This window comes from Streptomyces sp. NPDC008092 (assembly GCF_042957285.1).
Lineage (GTDB): Bacteria > Actinomycetota > Actinomycetes > Streptomycetales > Streptomycetaceae > Streptomyces.
This window is the reverse complement of record NZ_JBIBHY010000010.1, coordinates 417,452-431,230: the sequence shown is the minus strand read 5'-3', so window position 1 is coordinate 431,230 and position 13,779 is coordinate 417,452. Positions and strand designations below refer to the sequence as shown.

General features: G+C 72.8%; 13 protein-coding genes. 8 read left to right on the top strand and 5 right to left on the bottom strand.

Features of this window, described 5'->3' with window-relative positions:
* Positions 1 to 4: 4 nt before the first annotated feature.
* Entirely contained in the window at positions 5 to 436 is a 432-nt protein-coding gene (locus ACFZB3_RS31785; protein ID WP_391381367.1) for an HIT domain-containing protein, read from the top strand.
* A gap of 30 nt (positions 437 to 466) precedes the next feature.
* On the opposite strand, the gene ACFZB3_RS31780 is transcribed toward ACFZB3_RS31785, so the two are convergent.
* Both ACFZB3_RS31780 and ACFZB3_RS31775 read right to left on the bottom strand, forming a co-directional pair.
* Positions 467 to 2,539, bottom strand: a complete 2,073-nt coding sequence (locus ACFZB3_RS31780) for a sigma-70 family RNA polymerase sigma factor (protein WP_391381365.1) — start codon at positions 2,537 to 2,539, stop codon at positions 467 to 469.
* A 169-nt stretch (positions 2,540 to 2,708) separates the two neighbouring features.
* Positions 2,709 to 4,097 carry an aminotransferase class I/II-fold pyridoxal phosphate-dependent enzyme gene (locus ACFZB3_RS31775; protein ID WP_391381363.1) on the bottom strand — a complete coding sequence of 463 codons (1,389 nt, stop codon included), beginning with the start codon at positions 4,095 to 4,097 and terminating at the stop codon, positions 2,709 to 2,711.
* Between the two features lie 170 nt (positions 4,098 to 4,267).
* On the opposite strand from ACFZB3_RS31775, the gene ACFZB3_RS31770 reads away from it, so the two are divergent.
* Positions 4,268 to 4,759, top strand: coding sequence for a MarR family transcriptional regulator (locus tag ACFZB3_RS31770; protein WP_391381361.1), 492 nt, complete (start codon positions 4,268 to 4,270; stop codon positions 4,757 to 4,759).
* Positions 4,760 to 4,865: 106 nt separating this feature from the next.
* Positions 4,866 to 7,265 carry a SpoIIE family protein phosphatase gene (locus tag ACFZB3_RS31765; RefSeq protein WP_391381358.1) on the top strand — a complete coding sequence of 800 codons (2,400 nt, stop codon included), beginning with the start codon at positions 4,866 to 4,868 and terminating at the stop codon, positions 7,263 to 7,265.
* A gap of 19 nt (positions 7,266 to 7,284) precedes the next feature.
* Here the strand turns inward: ACFZB3_RS31765 and ACFZB3_RS31760 are convergent, their stop codons facing one another.
* Positions 7,285 to 7,695: a hypothetical protein gene (locus tag ACFZB3_RS31760; RefSeq protein ID WP_391381356.1), complete on the bottom strand. Its 411-nt coding sequence runs from the start codon at positions 7,693 to 7,695 to the stop codon at positions 7,285 to 7,287.
* A gap of 227 nt (positions 7,696 to 7,922) precedes the next feature.
* Between ACFZB3_RS31760 and pip the strand changes: the two genes are divergently transcribed.
* On the top strand, positions 7,923 to 8,885 hold the full coding sequence (pip, locus tag ACFZB3_RS31755; RefSeq protein ID WP_391381353.1) for a prolyl aminopeptidase: 963 nt from the start codon (positions 7,923 to 7,925) through the stop codon (positions 8,883 to 8,885).
* Positions 8,886 to 8,974: 89 nt separating this feature from the next.
* Here the strand turns inward: pip and ACFZB3_RS31750 are convergent, their stop codons facing one another.
* Complete coding sequence (locus ACFZB3_RS31750; RefSeq protein WP_391381351.1) at positions 8,975 to 9,994, bottom strand: aldo/keto reductase; 1,020 nt, start codon at positions 9,992 to 9,994, stop codon at positions 8,975 to 8,977.
* A 259-nt stretch (positions 9,995 to 10,253) separates the two neighbouring features.
* On the opposite strand from ACFZB3_RS31750, the gene ACFZB3_RS31745 reads away from it, so the two are divergent.
* Both ACFZB3_RS31745 and ACFZB3_RS31740 read left to right on the top strand, forming a co-directional pair.
* Positions 10,254 to 10,832, top strand: a complete 579-nt coding sequence (locus ACFZB3_RS31745; protein WP_391381349.1) for a TetR family transcriptional regulator — start codon at positions 10,254 to 10,256, stop codon at positions 10,830 to 10,832.
* A gap of 283 nt (positions 10,833 to 11,115) precedes the next feature.
* Positions 11,116 to 11,553, top strand: a complete 438-nt coding sequence (locus tag ACFZB3_RS31740; RefSeq protein WP_391381347.1) for an ester cyclase — start codon at positions 11,116 to 11,118, stop codon at positions 11,551 to 11,553.
* 25 nt (positions 11,554 to 11,578) lie between these two features.
* On the opposite strand, the gene ACFZB3_RS31735 is transcribed toward ACFZB3_RS31740, so the two are convergent.
* Positions 11,579 to 12,184: a TetR family transcriptional regulator C-terminal domain-containing protein gene (locus ACFZB3_RS31735; protein WP_391381344.1), complete on the bottom strand. Its 606-nt coding sequence runs from the start codon at positions 12,182 to 12,184 to the stop codon at positions 11,579 to 11,581.
* A 114-nt stretch (positions 12,185 to 12,298) separates the two neighbouring features.
* Here ACFZB3_RS31735 and ACFZB3_RS31730 point away from each other — a divergent pair, with 114 nt between their 5' ends.
* Together ACFZB3_RS31730 and ACFZB3_RS31725 are read left to right on the top strand one after the other, a co-directional pair.
* Complete coding sequence (locus ACFZB3_RS31730; RefSeq protein WP_391381342.1) at positions 12,299 to 12,733, top strand: tautomerase family protein; 435 nt, start codon at positions 12,299 to 12,301, stop codon at positions 12,731 to 12,733.
* Entirely contained in the window at positions 12,726 to 13,775 is a 1,050-nt protein-coding gene (locus tag ACFZB3_RS31725; protein ID WP_391381339.1) for an alcohol dehydrogenase catalytic domain-containing protein, read from the top strand. The genes ACFZB3_RS31730 and ACFZB3_RS31725 overlap by 8 nt, the downstream gene beginning before the upstream one ends.
* Positions 13,776 to 13,779 lie beyond the last annotated feature (4 nt).

The window sequence follows — 13,779 nt, the reverse complement described above, 5'->3', positions numbered from 1 at the left end:
CCGCATGCCGACGCTCTTTTCCCGGATCCTCGCCGGAGAACTGCCCGCCAGGTTCGTCTGGCAGGACCCCGAGGTCGCCGCGTTCCTCAGCATCGCGCCGCTGACCCCGGGGCACACCCTGGTGGTGCCCCGGCGCGAGGTGGACCAGTGGACCGACGCGGACGGCGAACTGCTGGCCCGCTGCGTCACGGTGGCCCAGGCGGTCGGCCGCGGGGTACGGCGTGCCTGGGACGCGCCCCGGGCCGGTCTGGTCATCGCGGGCTTCGAGGTGCCCCATCTGCACATCCATGTCGCGCCCGCCTGGGGCATGGCCGAACTCGACTTCTCCCGGGCCAGGTTGGAGACGGACGAGGCCGCCCTCGACGACGCCGCGGCGCGGCTGCGCACCGCACTGCGCGAGCTCGGGTTCGCCGGGCAGGTGGCGGCCGAGGGCTGACCGGAACCCGACCTGACCTGGCCGGGCCCGTCAGCGGGGGTGGGCCGCGAAGACGTCGTGCAGGACGTCCATGTAGGCGCCGTGGCCGCTGGGGCTCGCCCAGGCCGTGGCGGACTCGGCGGCCGTGCCCTCGCCCCACTCGTTGTAGGTGACGAGGAGCTGGAAGGGCGCGCCGGAGGTGGCGACGGTCGTGGCGTCGCGGCGGAACCGGTCGAGGTCACGGGGGACGACCGGTGCGTCGGCGTCGTACTTGTAGAAGCCCGGCGACAGGATCGCCGAGTAGCCCTGCTGGATGTCCAGGCTGGACGCGTACTGGTGCCAGCCCTGCGGCTGGTTCGCGCACGTGTGGTAGCCGCCGAACACCTTGAGGACGACGTAGTAGCCGGCGGTGCGGTTGGCCTCGGTCCACCGGTCGACCATGTCGCAGCCGTCGCCGCCCGCCGCGTACACGAAGATCACCGGCTTGCCGTCGATGTGCAGCCAGGTCTTCTGGTCGGAGTACTTGCGCAGGTACACGAGGTCGCTGTGGATCCGGGTCGCGGACGGGTTCCCGTACGCCTCGTTCTCGTAGTACGTCGTCCAGGAGAAGCCCAGCCTGGCGCCCTCGGACATCAGCAGCGGCATCCGCTTGTCCTCGCGTTTGCCGGCGCCCCACCAGGAGGCGATGCCGGCCTGGAGGCCGCCGTACTGCATGTCCTTGATCTGCCGGTCGACGGTGGCCGGGTCGTCCTGGTCGTAGTCGGCCGCCGAGGCGGTGTACTGGCTGCCGCCGTCGGTGTGCGGGTTCTTGTCGTACCAGGGGTAGTAGAAGGCGGCGCGGACCGGGAGCTTCGTGTCGACGGTCGCGGGGTTCGGGGCCGCCGCCGCGGTGGTCGCCGGCTTCTTGGTGGCGTGGGGGCCGGCGGTCTTCGACGGCGAGGCCGGCGTGGACGACGGCGAGGGGGAGGCGGACGCGGCCGGGGGCGCGGAGCGGGCGGTGGGCGACGCGGAGAGCGCGGCGGCCGTGGGGGACGCCGACCCGCTCGGGCCGGCGGCGAGGGCCACCGTGGCGATCGTGACACCGGCGACGCCGGCGGCGGCCAGCGAGAGGAGTGCGGCGAGCTTTCCGGCGGAGGCGGCCTTGACCGCGTTGAGCGCCTTGACCGCGTTGAGCGCCTTGGCCCCATTGGCCGTCTTGGTCGTCTCCGCCGTACGGGTGGCGTGGGTGGCGCGGTCCAACGGCGTGGTGTGCGCGGCGATTGTGGCGTGCGTGGCGGTGGTGGCGTTGCCGCCGCCCGCCCGCAGGGCCGCCGCCGTCAGCGCGACGAGCACCGGCGGGACCGGTACCAGGGCCAGGTCCGCGAGCAGCCGCTCGGCCGGGACCACGTCGGCTTCGGCGAACACCCCGTCGCAGAACGGGCATTCACGGGTGTGCCGGGCCACCCGCTTGCGCCACAGACCGCTCGGCCGGCCGTCCCAGCCGTACAGCATCCCGTCCAGGTCCTGGCAGCGCGGCACCGCTTCCAGGGCCCGCACCACGGCCCGCGCGACCTCCAGCCGGGCCTTCAGCCGCTGCACCCGGACACCCGCCTGCGCGGGCGGGGTCTCCAGGGCGGCGGCCAGTTCGGCACGGGTGAGCTGACCGGCCACCTCCATCCACCACACGGCGAGCAGTTCGCGGTCCTCCGCGTCCAGCCAGCGGGTCGCCTCGGCGGTCTCGCGCCGCTGTTCGGACAGGTGCAGCACGGTGATGGTGAGGTCGGCGAAGTCGGCCCCGGGGTCGGCGAGTTGCGCGGTCTCGTCCAGCCACTCGGCGTCGGCCTGGTGCGGTGCCGCCCGCCGCAGCCGCCAGTGCCGGCGCACCTGGCGCATCGCGATCGCCACCAGCCAGGAGCGGAACGCGGCGGGGTCCCGCACCTGCCCCACGTCGCGGACCATCTGGAGCATGACGTCCTGGACGACGTCGTCGGTGTCGGAGGGGGCGTTCAGGGCACGCCCGACGACGTTGTAGACGAGGGGCAGATGGTCCGCCACGAGCACGTCGAGCGCCCGCTGGTCGCCCGCCTGCGCGGCACTGACGACGGCGGTGTACGCGTCATGTCCACTGGGTGAGAAGTCGCTCATACAAGGGGAGGGTCGGTCGACGCCGTCGGCGTAACAGAAAACCGCGTGCCAGAACACGGTGTGGCAGGAAACGGTCTGGCAGGAAGCCGCGTTTCAGTACGCCATGTCGAGTACGTCGTGTTCGAGTACGCCGTGTCGAGTACGCCTGTTCCAGTAGGTCGCGGCCAGACTACCGGGCGGCCTCCCGCGGCCCGCTCGGGTGTGCGACCAGCCGCTCCACCCGCTCGTGCAGGTCCTCGACGTGGTCCTCCGACTCCGGCTTCATGAGGACGCTGCGCAGGATCCGGGCGCCGTCCGCGTCCGCCGTGATCTTGGGGTGCCGGGCGGCGAAGGCCGCGCGGTCGGCCTTGAGGGTGCTGAGGAAGACCGGTTCGGGGGCGGCCATGCCGTCGGCCAGGGCCCGGGCGGAGGCGGCGTCGATCGCGGTGAGGGCGGCCGGGTCGGTGGCCGGGAAGTAGGTGACGATGTCCAGCTGCGGGCGCTGGTAGAGCTCCAGGAGGTCCGACGTCTCGATCAGGTCCGCCCAGCGCAGGGCGGCCCGGCGCCCGGCCGCCAGCACCTTGCCGAGGCCGTCGGGCGTGGGCGGCAGCAGCCGGAAGGTGAGCCACAGGGCCGCCGCCGCGGCACCGGCGCGGGAGCACTCCAGGCTGATCTCGCCCAGGTGGAGTTCGCCGGAGGTGAAGTAGGTGTACGGCGAGTCGTGCAGGTAGAAGCGGCCGACCTCGGGGTCCCGGAAGAGGACGGCCCCGCAGCCGTAGGGCTGGAGTCCGTGCTTGTGCGGGTCGACGACGATCGAGTCGGCCCGTGCGAGCGCCCGCCACGGCTCGGGCGGCAGCCCCTCGGGACCGTCGGCGCCGGCGAGGAGCGTGAAGAAGCCGCCGTAGGCCGCGTCGACGTGGACGCGGACGCCGTGCCGCTCGGCGAGCGGCAGGATCTCGTGGACGGGGTCGACGGCGCCGAGCCCGGTGGTGCCGGCCGTGACGACGACGGTGCCGACGTCACCGGTCTCCAGTACGTCCGCCAGCGCGTCGAGGTCCATCCGGCCCTGGTCGTCGGTGCGGACGGGGTGGCTGGTCATGTCCAGGACGTGGCACATGCGGCCGTGGGTGTAGTGGGCGTCGGCGCTGTGCGCGATGCCCCGGCCGGGGTGGAGTTCGCGGGCGACGAAGAGGGCTTCGAGGTTGGCGATGGTGCCGCTGGTGGTGAGGTGGCCGAGGTGCGTGTCGTAGCCGAACATCGTCGCGAGCCGGGCGACCGCCTCGCGTTCCATCGCCGCGGTGGCGGGGCCGCCGTCCAGGGCGTGGTTGTTGGGGTTGATCAGCATCGCGGTGAGGTGGCCGACCACCGCGGCGGGGTGCGGGGGCTTGAGCATCTGGCCCGCGTAGTGCGGGTGGAAGAAGGGGTAGTTGTCCTTGAGCCGGTCCGTGAACTCCGCGAAGACCGGCGCGAAGCGGTCGTCGGCGACGTCGAGGGACGGGTGGGACCGGTAGGGGCCGAAGGTGTCGGCCCACTCCTGTATCGCTTCGGTGGCTCGGCCGAGCCAGTGCTGCAGATCCACGGATCTTCCTCTCGCTCCAGCTGTCGCTCGCGGTGCACCCACCGTACGATTTAATTGACTAGTCAGCAATCATCTAGTCAGTCATCATCCAGTCAGCAATCGAATGCTCAGTAATCAGATGATCAGTGTTCGAGGAAGCAGTAAGTGCGGTCACAGTAAGGTCGGTCGCGATGAACTCCACGCCCCAGCACGACGCCGAGGCCGCCGCCCGCGCCGCCAACAGCCCGCTCGTCCGGGACTTCGGACTGCTGATCACGTCCGCCACCCGCCTGGAACAGCGCATCGACACCGCGCTGCGCCGGGAGTGCGGGATCAGCCACACCATGCTGGAAGTGCTGATACTGCTCTGCCGTCGGTCCGGCGAGGAGGTCTCCCAGCGGCAGCTGGCCGACGGCCTCACGCTGACCAGCAGCGGCACCACCCGGCTGATCGACCGTATGGAGGAGGCCGGGCTGGTCCGGCGGGTGCCGTCCCCCGGCGACCGGCGGGTGGCCCTGGTGGAACCGACCGCCGAAGGGCTTACGACGTTCCTGGGCGCGGTCGCCGTGCACGCCCGGGTCGTCGAGGAGTTCTTCGTCGGGCCGCTGACGGCCGACGACTACAACCGGCTGACCGGCGCGCTGGCCGCGATCGACCGGGCCCTGCGCGAGGACACCGGCTGACGGCTCCGCACCGGCGTCACCGCACGCCGATCTCGCCGGGCCGCCGGTTGAAGGGGATTCCGGGCGGCGCGATCCTGGGAGGGGTACCCGGACAGCCGGAGGCACCATGGAGGGTCGCGTACCGGAGGACCTGGCGGTCGTCGTCGACGCCGACGGGGCCGTCCTGGTGTGGAGTGCGGGTGCCCGGCGGCTGCTCGGGTACGAGCCCGCCGACGTCGTCGGCCGTTCCGCGCGGATGCTGCTCGCCGCCGACCTGCCCGTGTCCGCGCGCCGCCACCTCGCCGACGGACAGCGCTGGTCCACCGAGGTCGCGCTGCTGCACCGCAACGGCGACCGGATCGTCGTCCGCCTCCAGGGCATCCCGCTCGCGGACACCGGCGACAGGCCGCTCTGGCTGGTGACCGGGGCCCCGCAGACGACCGTGGCCGGACGCGACCAGCCCGGGGCGGCGACCCTGTGGGACCTCACGCTCGCCCAGCTGCCCACACCGGTGGCGATCTACGACCGCGATGCCCGGTTCGTCGCCGCCAACGACGCGATGGCCCGGATCATGGGCCTGCCCGCGGCGGAGATGCGGGGCCTGACCCTGTCGGAGATCGAGCCCAGCTTCCCCTTCGACGAGTACGACCGCCTGCAGCGGCAGGTCCTGCGCACCGGGCGGACGGTCTTCCACGAACAGCACGCCCAGGCGCCCGGGGAGACCAGGGAGCACTCCTGGTCGATGTACTTCTCCCCGCTGAGGGACGAGACCGGCACGGTGCAGGGCCTGTCCGCGGTCGTCTTCGACACCACGGAGCAGTACTGGGCCCGCCGCCGCCTGGCCGTCCTCAACGACGCCACCATGCGCATCGGCACCACCCTGGACGTGACCCGCACCGCCGAAGAATTGGCCGAGGTGGCCGTGGCCGGGTTCGCGGACTTCGTCACCGTCGACCTGCTGGAGTCCGTCGCCCTCGGCGACGAGCCGGGGCTCCTGGCACCGGGCGAACCGGTCGCCGTGCGCCGGACGGCCCAGCGGTCGGTGCTGGCGGGCTGCCCGGAGGCGGTGGCCGACCCCGGCGACGCCTTCCGCTACCCGGTGAACACGCCCCCGATGTGGACGCTGCTCGCCGGCCACGGCACCCGCCACCAGCCCGGCGACCCGGGCATGCAGGAGTGGCTCAGGACCTCCCAGGCCCGCGCCGAGTCCGTCGCCCGGCACCGGATCCACTCGGTGCTGATGGTCCCGCTGCGGGCCCGCGGCGTCACCCTCGGCCTCGTCCACTTCCTGCGGCACCGCACGCCCGAGTCGTTCACCGAGGACGACCAGCGGCTCGCGGAGGAGATCGTCGCCAGGGCCGCGGTGAGCCTGGACAACGCCCGCCGCTACACCCGTGAGCGCCGCACCGCCCTCGCCCTGCAGCGCAGCCTGCTGCCCGGCCGGCCGCCGGACCTGGCGGCGACGGAGGTGGCCTACCGCTATCTGCCCACCGGGTCCGGCGCGGACGTCGGCGGCGACTGGTTCGACGTGATCCCGCTCTCCGGCGCCCGGGTCGCCCTGGTCGTCGGAGACGTCGTCGGCCACGGCATCCGCGCCTCGGCCACCATGGGCCGCCTGCGCACGGCGGTACGGACGCTGGCGGACGTTGACCTCGCCCCCGACGAACTCCTCACCCAGCTGGACGACCTGGTCATCCGGCTCGACCGCGAGGAGGGCCCGGAGGTGTCCGGCCGGGCGGAGACCGCGTCGTCCGGCGACGTCGGCGCGACCTGCCTGTACGCCGTGTACGACCCGGTGACCCGCCGGTGCACCATGGCCCGCGCCGGCCATCCGCAGCCGGCCCTGGTCACCCCCGGCGGCGACGTCCGCTTCCTCGACCTCCCGGCCGGCCCGCCGCTCGGCCTGGGCGGCCTGCCCTTCGAGTCCGCCGAAGTGGAACTCGCGGAGGGCAGCCTCCTCGCCCTCTACACCGACGGCCTGGTGGAGACCGCCGACCACGACATCGAGGTGGGCCTCGGCCTGCTCCGGCGGGCCCTCGCCGACCCCGCCGCCTCCCTGGAGGAGACCTGCGACCACGTCCTGCGCACGGTCCTGACCGACCGCCCGGCCGATGACATCGTCCTCCTGCTCGCCCGCACCTCCGCCCTGGACACCGCGAAGGTCCGCACCTGGCAGCTCCCCCAGCACCCGGCCGCCGTCGCCGGAGCCCGCAAGATGGCCTGCGAGCAACTGGAGGCCTGGGGCCTGGCGGACGCGGTCTTCGCCACCGAACTGATCGTCAGCGAGCTGGTGACGAACGCGGTCCGCTACGGCGACGGACCGATCGCCCTGCGCCTGATCCGCGACGCCTCCCTCATCTGCGAGGTCTCCGACGGCAGCAGCACCGCCCCGCACCTGCGCCGGGCCCGCGTCTACGACGAGGGCGGCCGGGGCCTGCTCCTGGTCGCCCAGGTCTCGGAACGCTGGGGCAGCCGCCAGACCCCCACCGGCAAGACGATCTGGGCGGAACAGCCACTCTCCGTGTGACCGGCGAGGCCCGCCTCACCTACCGGGTGAGCGGCCGGTCGCGCCGCAGCGGGTCGGTCGCGGCGGACACGACCGCCGAGGCGACGGCGGAGGCGACGAAAGTCCCCACCATGACCAGCGCCACCCCGACCACGAACAGCCCACTGGCGTCGTCCGACCAGTCGACGTAGGCGGCCAGGGTCAGCCCCACCGTCGTACCTCCCACGGCCGCGGCGCTGTGTCCCCGGGCCGCCGTGCAGCAGACCGCCGCGAGCAGGGTCACCGCCAGCCCGGCGACCTGCCACGGCTCGTACGGCCCGCTGACCGAACCGTCCGCCCGCACGTCCTGGTCCTGGTCCCACCCCAGCCAGGCGGCCCAGGCCGCCACCGACATCCCGGCCAGCACGAGTGCCGGCACCACCGCCCGGAGAACGGGCCTCTTGAGTCCCATGCCCCCAGCGTTCCGGCCGGGGGCCGGCGCCGAACAGAGTGCGGATACTCAGACCGACCCGAGTACCCGCGCCGGTACGGCGACCGCCCGGCGGCCTCCCCGAGCCTCCCCCGAGCCTTCATGGGTCTTCGCAGTCCTTCGCGGTCCTTCGCGGTCTGGTCCACCCCCAATCCCCAACTCGGGGAAGATGACTGGCTGTTCCTGCCCCTTTCCGGAAAGAGAGCGCCATGCCCGAGGACTTCCCGCCCGTCGAGCCCTACGCCCGTGGTCTCCTCGATGTTGGGGACGGGCAGCGGGTCTACTGGGAGACCAGCGGCAACCCCGCGGGCAAGGCCGCCCTGTGTGTGCACGGCGGCCCGGGCAGCGGCGGGCGGCGGCACAGCCGCAGGCTGTTCGATCCCGACGTGTTCCGGGTCGTCCTCTTCGACCAGCGCGGCTCCGGCGAGAGCCGGCCGCACGCCTCCGACCCGTCCGTCAGCCTCGCGCAGAACACCACCGACCACCTGATCGCCGACATGGAACGGCTGCGCGAGCACCTCGGCGTCGAACGCTGGCTCCTCTACGGCGGCTCCTGGGGCTCGACGCTGATCCTCGCCTATGCCGAACGGCACCCGGAGCGGGTCTCCGAGATCGTCATCGCCGGCGTCACCATGACCCGCCCCGAGGAGACCGACTGGCTCTACCGCGGCGTGGGCCGCCTGCTCCCCGGCCCCTGGGAGGCCTTCCGTGACCACCTGCCGCCGGCCGACCGCGACGGCAGTCTCGTCGCCGCCTACAACAGGCTGCTGAACGATCCGGACGCCGCGGTCCGGGCCGGCGCGGCCCGTGCCTGGGTGACCTGGGAGGACGCCGTCATCGCCCACGAGGCGCTGGGCAGTCCCGGCGCCTACAGCGACCGGCCCGACGACGCCCTGACGGCCTTCGTCCGCATCTGCGCGCACTACTTCGCCCACGACGCTTGGCTGGAGGACGGCCGCCTGCTGCGGGACGCCCACCGGCTGGCCGGCATTCCGGGAGTGCTGATCCACGGCCGGCTGGACATCGGCAGCCCGCTGAAGACCGCGTGGGAGCTGGCGAAGGTCTGGCCGGAGGCGGAGCTGAAGGTGATCGACGACGCGGGGCACACCGGCAGTCCCGCGATGCACGAGGCGGTCCTGGCGGCGATCGCCCGGTTCGGTGAGGACGGGTGAGGACGGGTGAGGACGGGTGAAGGCAGATGAGGGCGGGTGAGGGCGGGCGACCGGGGGCGGCGGGGCTGGGCGGCCTGCCCGGGAGCCCGTCAGCGGCGGCGCAGGGCCGGGTCGAGCAGGGCGGGCGGGGTGTCGTACTTCTCGTGTGCGGCGAGGTCGGTGCCGGGGGCGACGATCGCGTCGATCGCGTCCAGGACGTCCGCGGAGAGCACGGTGTCGGCGGCGGCGAGCTGGGAGCTGAGGTGGTCCTGGGTGCGGGGGCCTATGAGGGCGCTGGTGACGGCGGGGTGCGCGGTCACGAAGCCGAGGGCGAGCTGGATCAGGGTCAGCCCGGCCCCGTCGGCGACGGCGGCCAGTCGCTCCACGGCGTCGAGCCGGGCCTGGTTGGCGGGCAGGGTGAGGTCGAAGCGGTCGGGCAGCAGCGTGGCGCGGCTGGTGGTGATGGACCGGCCCCTGCGCACGGCGCCGGACAGCCAGCCGGAGGCCAGCGGGCTCCACACCAGCACGCCCATCCCGTACTCCTCGGTCACGGGCAGGACATGGGACTCGACGCCCCGCTGGAGGAGGGAGTAGCTGGGCTGTTCCGTGACGTACCGGCTCAGGCGGTGCTCACGGGCGGCCCACTGGCCCTGCACGATCCGGTACGCCGGGTAGGTCGAGGAGCCGAAGTGACGGATCTTCCCGGCGCGCTGCAGATCGGTCAGTGCCGACAAGGTCTCCTCGTCGCTCGTGGCCGGGTCCCAGCGGTGTATCTGGTAGAGGTCGACGTGGTCGACACCGAGCCGCCGCAGGCTGTTCTCCAGCTCGGTGACCAGCCATCGCCGTGAACCGCCCCGGTGGTTGCGCTCGTCCCCCATCGGCATGCCGGCCTTCGTGGCCAGCACGATGTCGTCCCGGCGGCCGGCGATGGCCTTGCCGACCATCTCCTCCGACTCGCCCTGCCCGTACATGTCCGCCGTGTCGATCAGATTGATCCCGGCGTCCAGGGCGGCGTCGACGATCGCGGTCGCCTCCTCCTGGGTGGTCCGGCCGATCGCCCCGAAGTTCATGGCGCCGAGCCCGAGCGCGCTGACCTGCACACCGGTACGGCCCAAGGTGCGGTACTGCATGGCTGATTCTCCTCACGGAACACAAGCGGGACGATGTCCCGTTTCATGTCTCCGACGATACGGAACACTGTCCCGTTTGACAACGCCCCGATAGAGTGACGCCGGAGAGAACACCAGCCGATGGACGACCGACACAGGGCGCCCGACGCAGGACGCCGGTACAGGACGCCCGTGCAGGACGCCCGATGCAGGACACCCGATGCAGGACACCCGTCGGTTGAAGGACACGCGATGAAGGACACGCGATGAAGGACACGCGATGAAGGACGAGGAGCAGGCGGTCCGGCCCCGGCGGGCGGACGCCCGGCGCAACGAGACGACGCTGCTGGAGGCGGCCGCGGCGGCGTTCGTCGCGTCCGGCGTGGAGGCGCCGGTGCGCGACATCGCGGCCCGCGCGGGCGTCGGCACGGCCACGATCTACCGGCACTTCCCGACCCGCGCCGACCTGATCATCGCGGTCTACCGGCACCAGGTGGACGCCTGCGCCGAGGCCGGCCCGGCACTGCTGGCCACCGCCCCGACCCCGTACGACGCGTTGCGCGAGTGGATCGACCTCTTCGTGGACTTCCTGGCCACCAAGCACGGCCTCGCCGCCGCCCTGCACTCCGACCAGGCGGGCTTCGACACCCTCCACGGCTACTTCCTGGACCGCCTCGTCCCCGCCTGCACCAGCCTCCTCGACGCGGCGACCGAGGCCGGCGAGATCCACGCCCACCTGACGGCGTACGAGCTGATGCGCGGCGTCGGCAACCTCTGCATCGGCGCGGAGAACGACTCCCGCTACGACGCCCGCCGCCTGGTCGGCCTGCTCGTCACGGGGCTGCGCCACACCGCCTGACGCGCCGGGCACGACGGGCACGACGGACGGGCGCGAGGTCTGCGGCAACTCCGTCGGAACCTCGCGCCCAAGGTCATTTCACGGCCATATCGCGGCCATACCAAGGCCCTTGCCGCCCCTTGCCGGGTCCCGTTCGAGTTCCTCGCCCGGCCTGCCGCCTCACATATTCAGGTGAGAACCCGGAATCGACGACCGGGATAGCCTCCGGTCGAATCTCCGGTCGTCCGGGGCCGATTGGCCCGGAACGACTCCTTGTGCGGCAAGAGAAAAGGGGCACGGCCAGATGACCAAGAGCGACGAATCGTTCATGACCGTCGAAGAGGCGCGCAGGATCTCCGCGCCGCTCTACGAGGCGCTGAACAGGCCCGGCGAGAAGAACGTGCCGGAGTTGTTGGCCCAGGCGTGCCACGACGACTATCACTCGTACCACACGAACCAGGAATTCCTGACGCGCGACCAGTTGGCCGACGTGTTCACGGCCATGGGAGAGACCGTGCCCGATCTGGCGTGGGAGGTCGTCGACATCCATGTGGTCGACGACACGATGATCGTGCGCGGAGAGGCGACGGGGACGCCGGTCAAGGAATTCTGGGGTGCGGCGCCGACCGGAAAGTCCTTCAGGACCATGGCGATCGACGTGTTCACCGTTCGCGACGGAAGGCTGGCGAAGGGATATCACATCGAGAACTGGGCGACGGCGCTCCAGCAGCTCAACGCCTGACACGAGGCGGTGATCGCCGCCGGGATCACCGCCCGGCCCGGAACGGCCCGGTGAGCGCGGCCTCGATCAGCGCTTCGAGCTGTCGCGCGACCCGGTCCAGCGGCGCCGTGTCCCGCTGCGCACGGCACATGGCGATCGCGCCCTCCACCGAGGCCACGACAAGGGTGGCCAGTTCGGCGGCCCGGCCGGGGTCGGCCCCGTGCTCCCGCAGGGCACCGGCGAGCAGCCCCTCCCAGCCGTCGAACGCCTCGGCCGCCGCGGCGAGCGCGGGCGGGATCTCGTCGCCCGGGGGCGGTTCCTCCACGGAGACAGCCAGGACGGGGCAGCCGGCCCGGAAACCGCTGGCCACCACGATCCCGCGCCACAGCCCGAGAAACGCGCGCAGTCCGGCGACCGGACCCGCGTCCAGCTCCTTGCGCAGCAGCCGCTCGACGGACGTACCGGCGTACCGCACCGCCTCCGTCGCGAGCTGCTGCTTGCCGTCGGGGAAGTAGTGGTACGTCGACCCGAGCGGCGCCTCGGCGTGTCTGGCCAGCTCGCGGATGCTCGTGGCGTTCAGGCCGCGCCGGCTGATCAGGTCGGCCGCCCCGGCCACGATGCGGTCCCGCGACGGCGCACTGGACTTGGCCAAGCTCCCGCTCCCTCCGGCTCCTCCGGCCCCTCTGGCTATAACGCTCGTCATAGTCTAGCGTGACCTCGCTCTATAACGATCGTCATAACCGCTGCTTCGTCATGGAGGAGACCCATGCCCCTGATCCGGCTCACCGTCCCGCCCGGCTCGCTGACCGACGCGGGCCGCAGGACCGTCCAGCAGGACCTGGCCGCCGTCCTGCTGCGCTGGGAGGGCGCGCCCGACACGCCCTTCTTCCGCGCCCAGGCGTGGAGTTACCTGGTCGAACTGCCCGACGGCGCCCAGACCACCGCCGCCGGGGACGACGCGCCCCGCTTCCTCGTGGACGTCACGGTTCCCGCGGGCACGCTGTCCGAGCGCCGCCGGGCCGGCCTGGTCGAGGACGCCACCCGGACCGTCCTGACGGCGGCCGGGCTCACCGCGGCCGACGCCCTGCGGGTCTGGGTCCTGGTCCACGAGCAGCCGGACGGTACCTGGGGCGCGGGCGGCTCGGTCGTCCGCCATGCCGACCTGGTGGCGCTGGCCAAGGACGCGCGGGCCGATGCGTGAACTGACCTACGTGGCCCGCAACACCGTCGAGTGGCGCGAGGCCCCGGACCCGAGGCTGCGCGGCGACGGGGAGGCGATCGTGGCGCCCGTGGCGGCGACCTCGTGTGATGTGGACACCGCGATCCTGGCGGGGTACGGCTTCATAGAGCCGCCGTTCGCGCTCGGGCACGAGTGCGTGGCGAGGGTGGTGGAGACCGGCGACGCGGTGACCGTCGTACGCCCCGGCGACCTGGTGGTCGTCCCCTGGTCCGTCAGCTGCGGCGACTGCGGCCACTGCCGGGCCGGCCGCACCGCACACTGCACGGCCGTCCCGCACATGGCGATGTACGGCGCCCCGATCGGCGGCGCCTGGGGCGGCCTCTTCTCCGACCTGGTCCGGGTGCCGTACGCGGACGCCATGCTCGTGCCGCTCCCGGCCGGCCTCGACCCGGTGGCCATGGCCTCGGCGAGCGACAACTGGTCGCTGTCCTGGCGCCTGGTGGCCCCGCACCTGAGGAGCAGGCCGGGCGCCCGGGTGCTGGTGGTGGCCCGCGGCAGCATCGGGCTGTACGTCGCCGACATCGCCCGCGCACTGGGCGCGTCCACCGTCCTCTACGTCGACCCGGACCCCGGGCACCGGGAGATCGCCCGGGGCTTCGGCGCCGCCACGGCCGAGAGCCTCGCCCCGCCCGTCCACCACGGCTTCGACATCGCGGTGGAGGCGACGGGCCGGGTCGACCAGCTGGCTCTCGCCGTCAAGTCCCTTGCCCCGGAGGGCATCTGCGAGTCCGCGGGCAACCACTTCCGTCCCGGTGAACTGCCCCTCCTCGACATGTACCTCACCGGCGTCACCCTCCGCATCGCCCGCGACAACGTCCGCGCCCACATCCCCGACGCCCTCGCCCTGGCCGGCTCCGGCAAGGTCGACCCGGCCCGGGTCGTCTCCCACGTCCTGGACTGGGAGCAACTGCCGGAGGCCCTCCCGGAGAAGCACCTCAAGCCGGTCTTCGTACGGGGCGGGGGAACGGGCGGAGGCACGGGGGAAGGCTCGGGCGAGGGCTGAGCTC

Coding starts and splice junctions, on each gene's coding strand:
- ACFZB3_RS31785 (WP_391381367.1), top strand. CDS start 5: ATGCCGACGCTCTTTTCCCGGATCCTCGCCGGAGAACTGCCCGCCAGG.
- ACFZB3_RS31780 (WP_391381365.1), bottom strand. CDS start 2,539: ATGAGCGACTTCTCACCCAGTGGACATGACGCGTACACCGCCGTCGTC.
- ACFZB3_RS31770 (WP_391381361.1), top strand. CDS start 4,268: ATGAACTCCACGCCCCAGCACGACGCCGAGGCCGCCGCCCGCGCCGCC.
- ACFZB3_RS31765 (WP_391381358.1), top strand. CDS start 4,866: ATGGAGGGTCGCGTACCGGAGGACCTGGCGGTCGTCGTCGACGCCGAC.
- ACFZB3_RS31760 (WP_391381356.1), bottom strand. CDS start 7,695: ATGGGACTCAAGAGGCCCGTTCTCCGGGCGGTGGTGCCGGCACTCGTG.
- pip (WP_391381353.1), top strand. CDS start 7,923: ATGCCCGAGGACTTCCCGCCCGTCGAGCCCTACGCCCGTGGTCTCCTC.
- ACFZB3_RS31750 (WP_391381351.1), bottom strand. CDS start 9,994: ATGCAGTACCGCACCTTGGGCCGTACCGGTGTGCAGGTCAGCGCGCTC.
- ACFZB3_RS31745 (WP_391381349.1), top strand. CDS start 10,254: ATGAAGGACGAGGAGCAGGCGGTCCGGCCCCGGCGGGCGGACGCCCGG.
- ACFZB3_RS31740 (WP_391381347.1), top strand. CDS start 11,116: ATGACCAAGAGCGACGAATCGTTCATGACCGTCGAAGAGGCGCGCAGG.
- ACFZB3_RS31730 (WP_391381342.1), top strand. CDS start 12,299: ATGCCCCTGATCCGGCTCACCGTCCCGCCCGGCTCGCTGACCGACGCG.
- ACFZB3_RS31725 (WP_391381339.1), top strand. CDS start 12,726: ATGCGTGAACTGACCTACGTGGCCCGCAACACCGTCGAGTGGCGCGAG.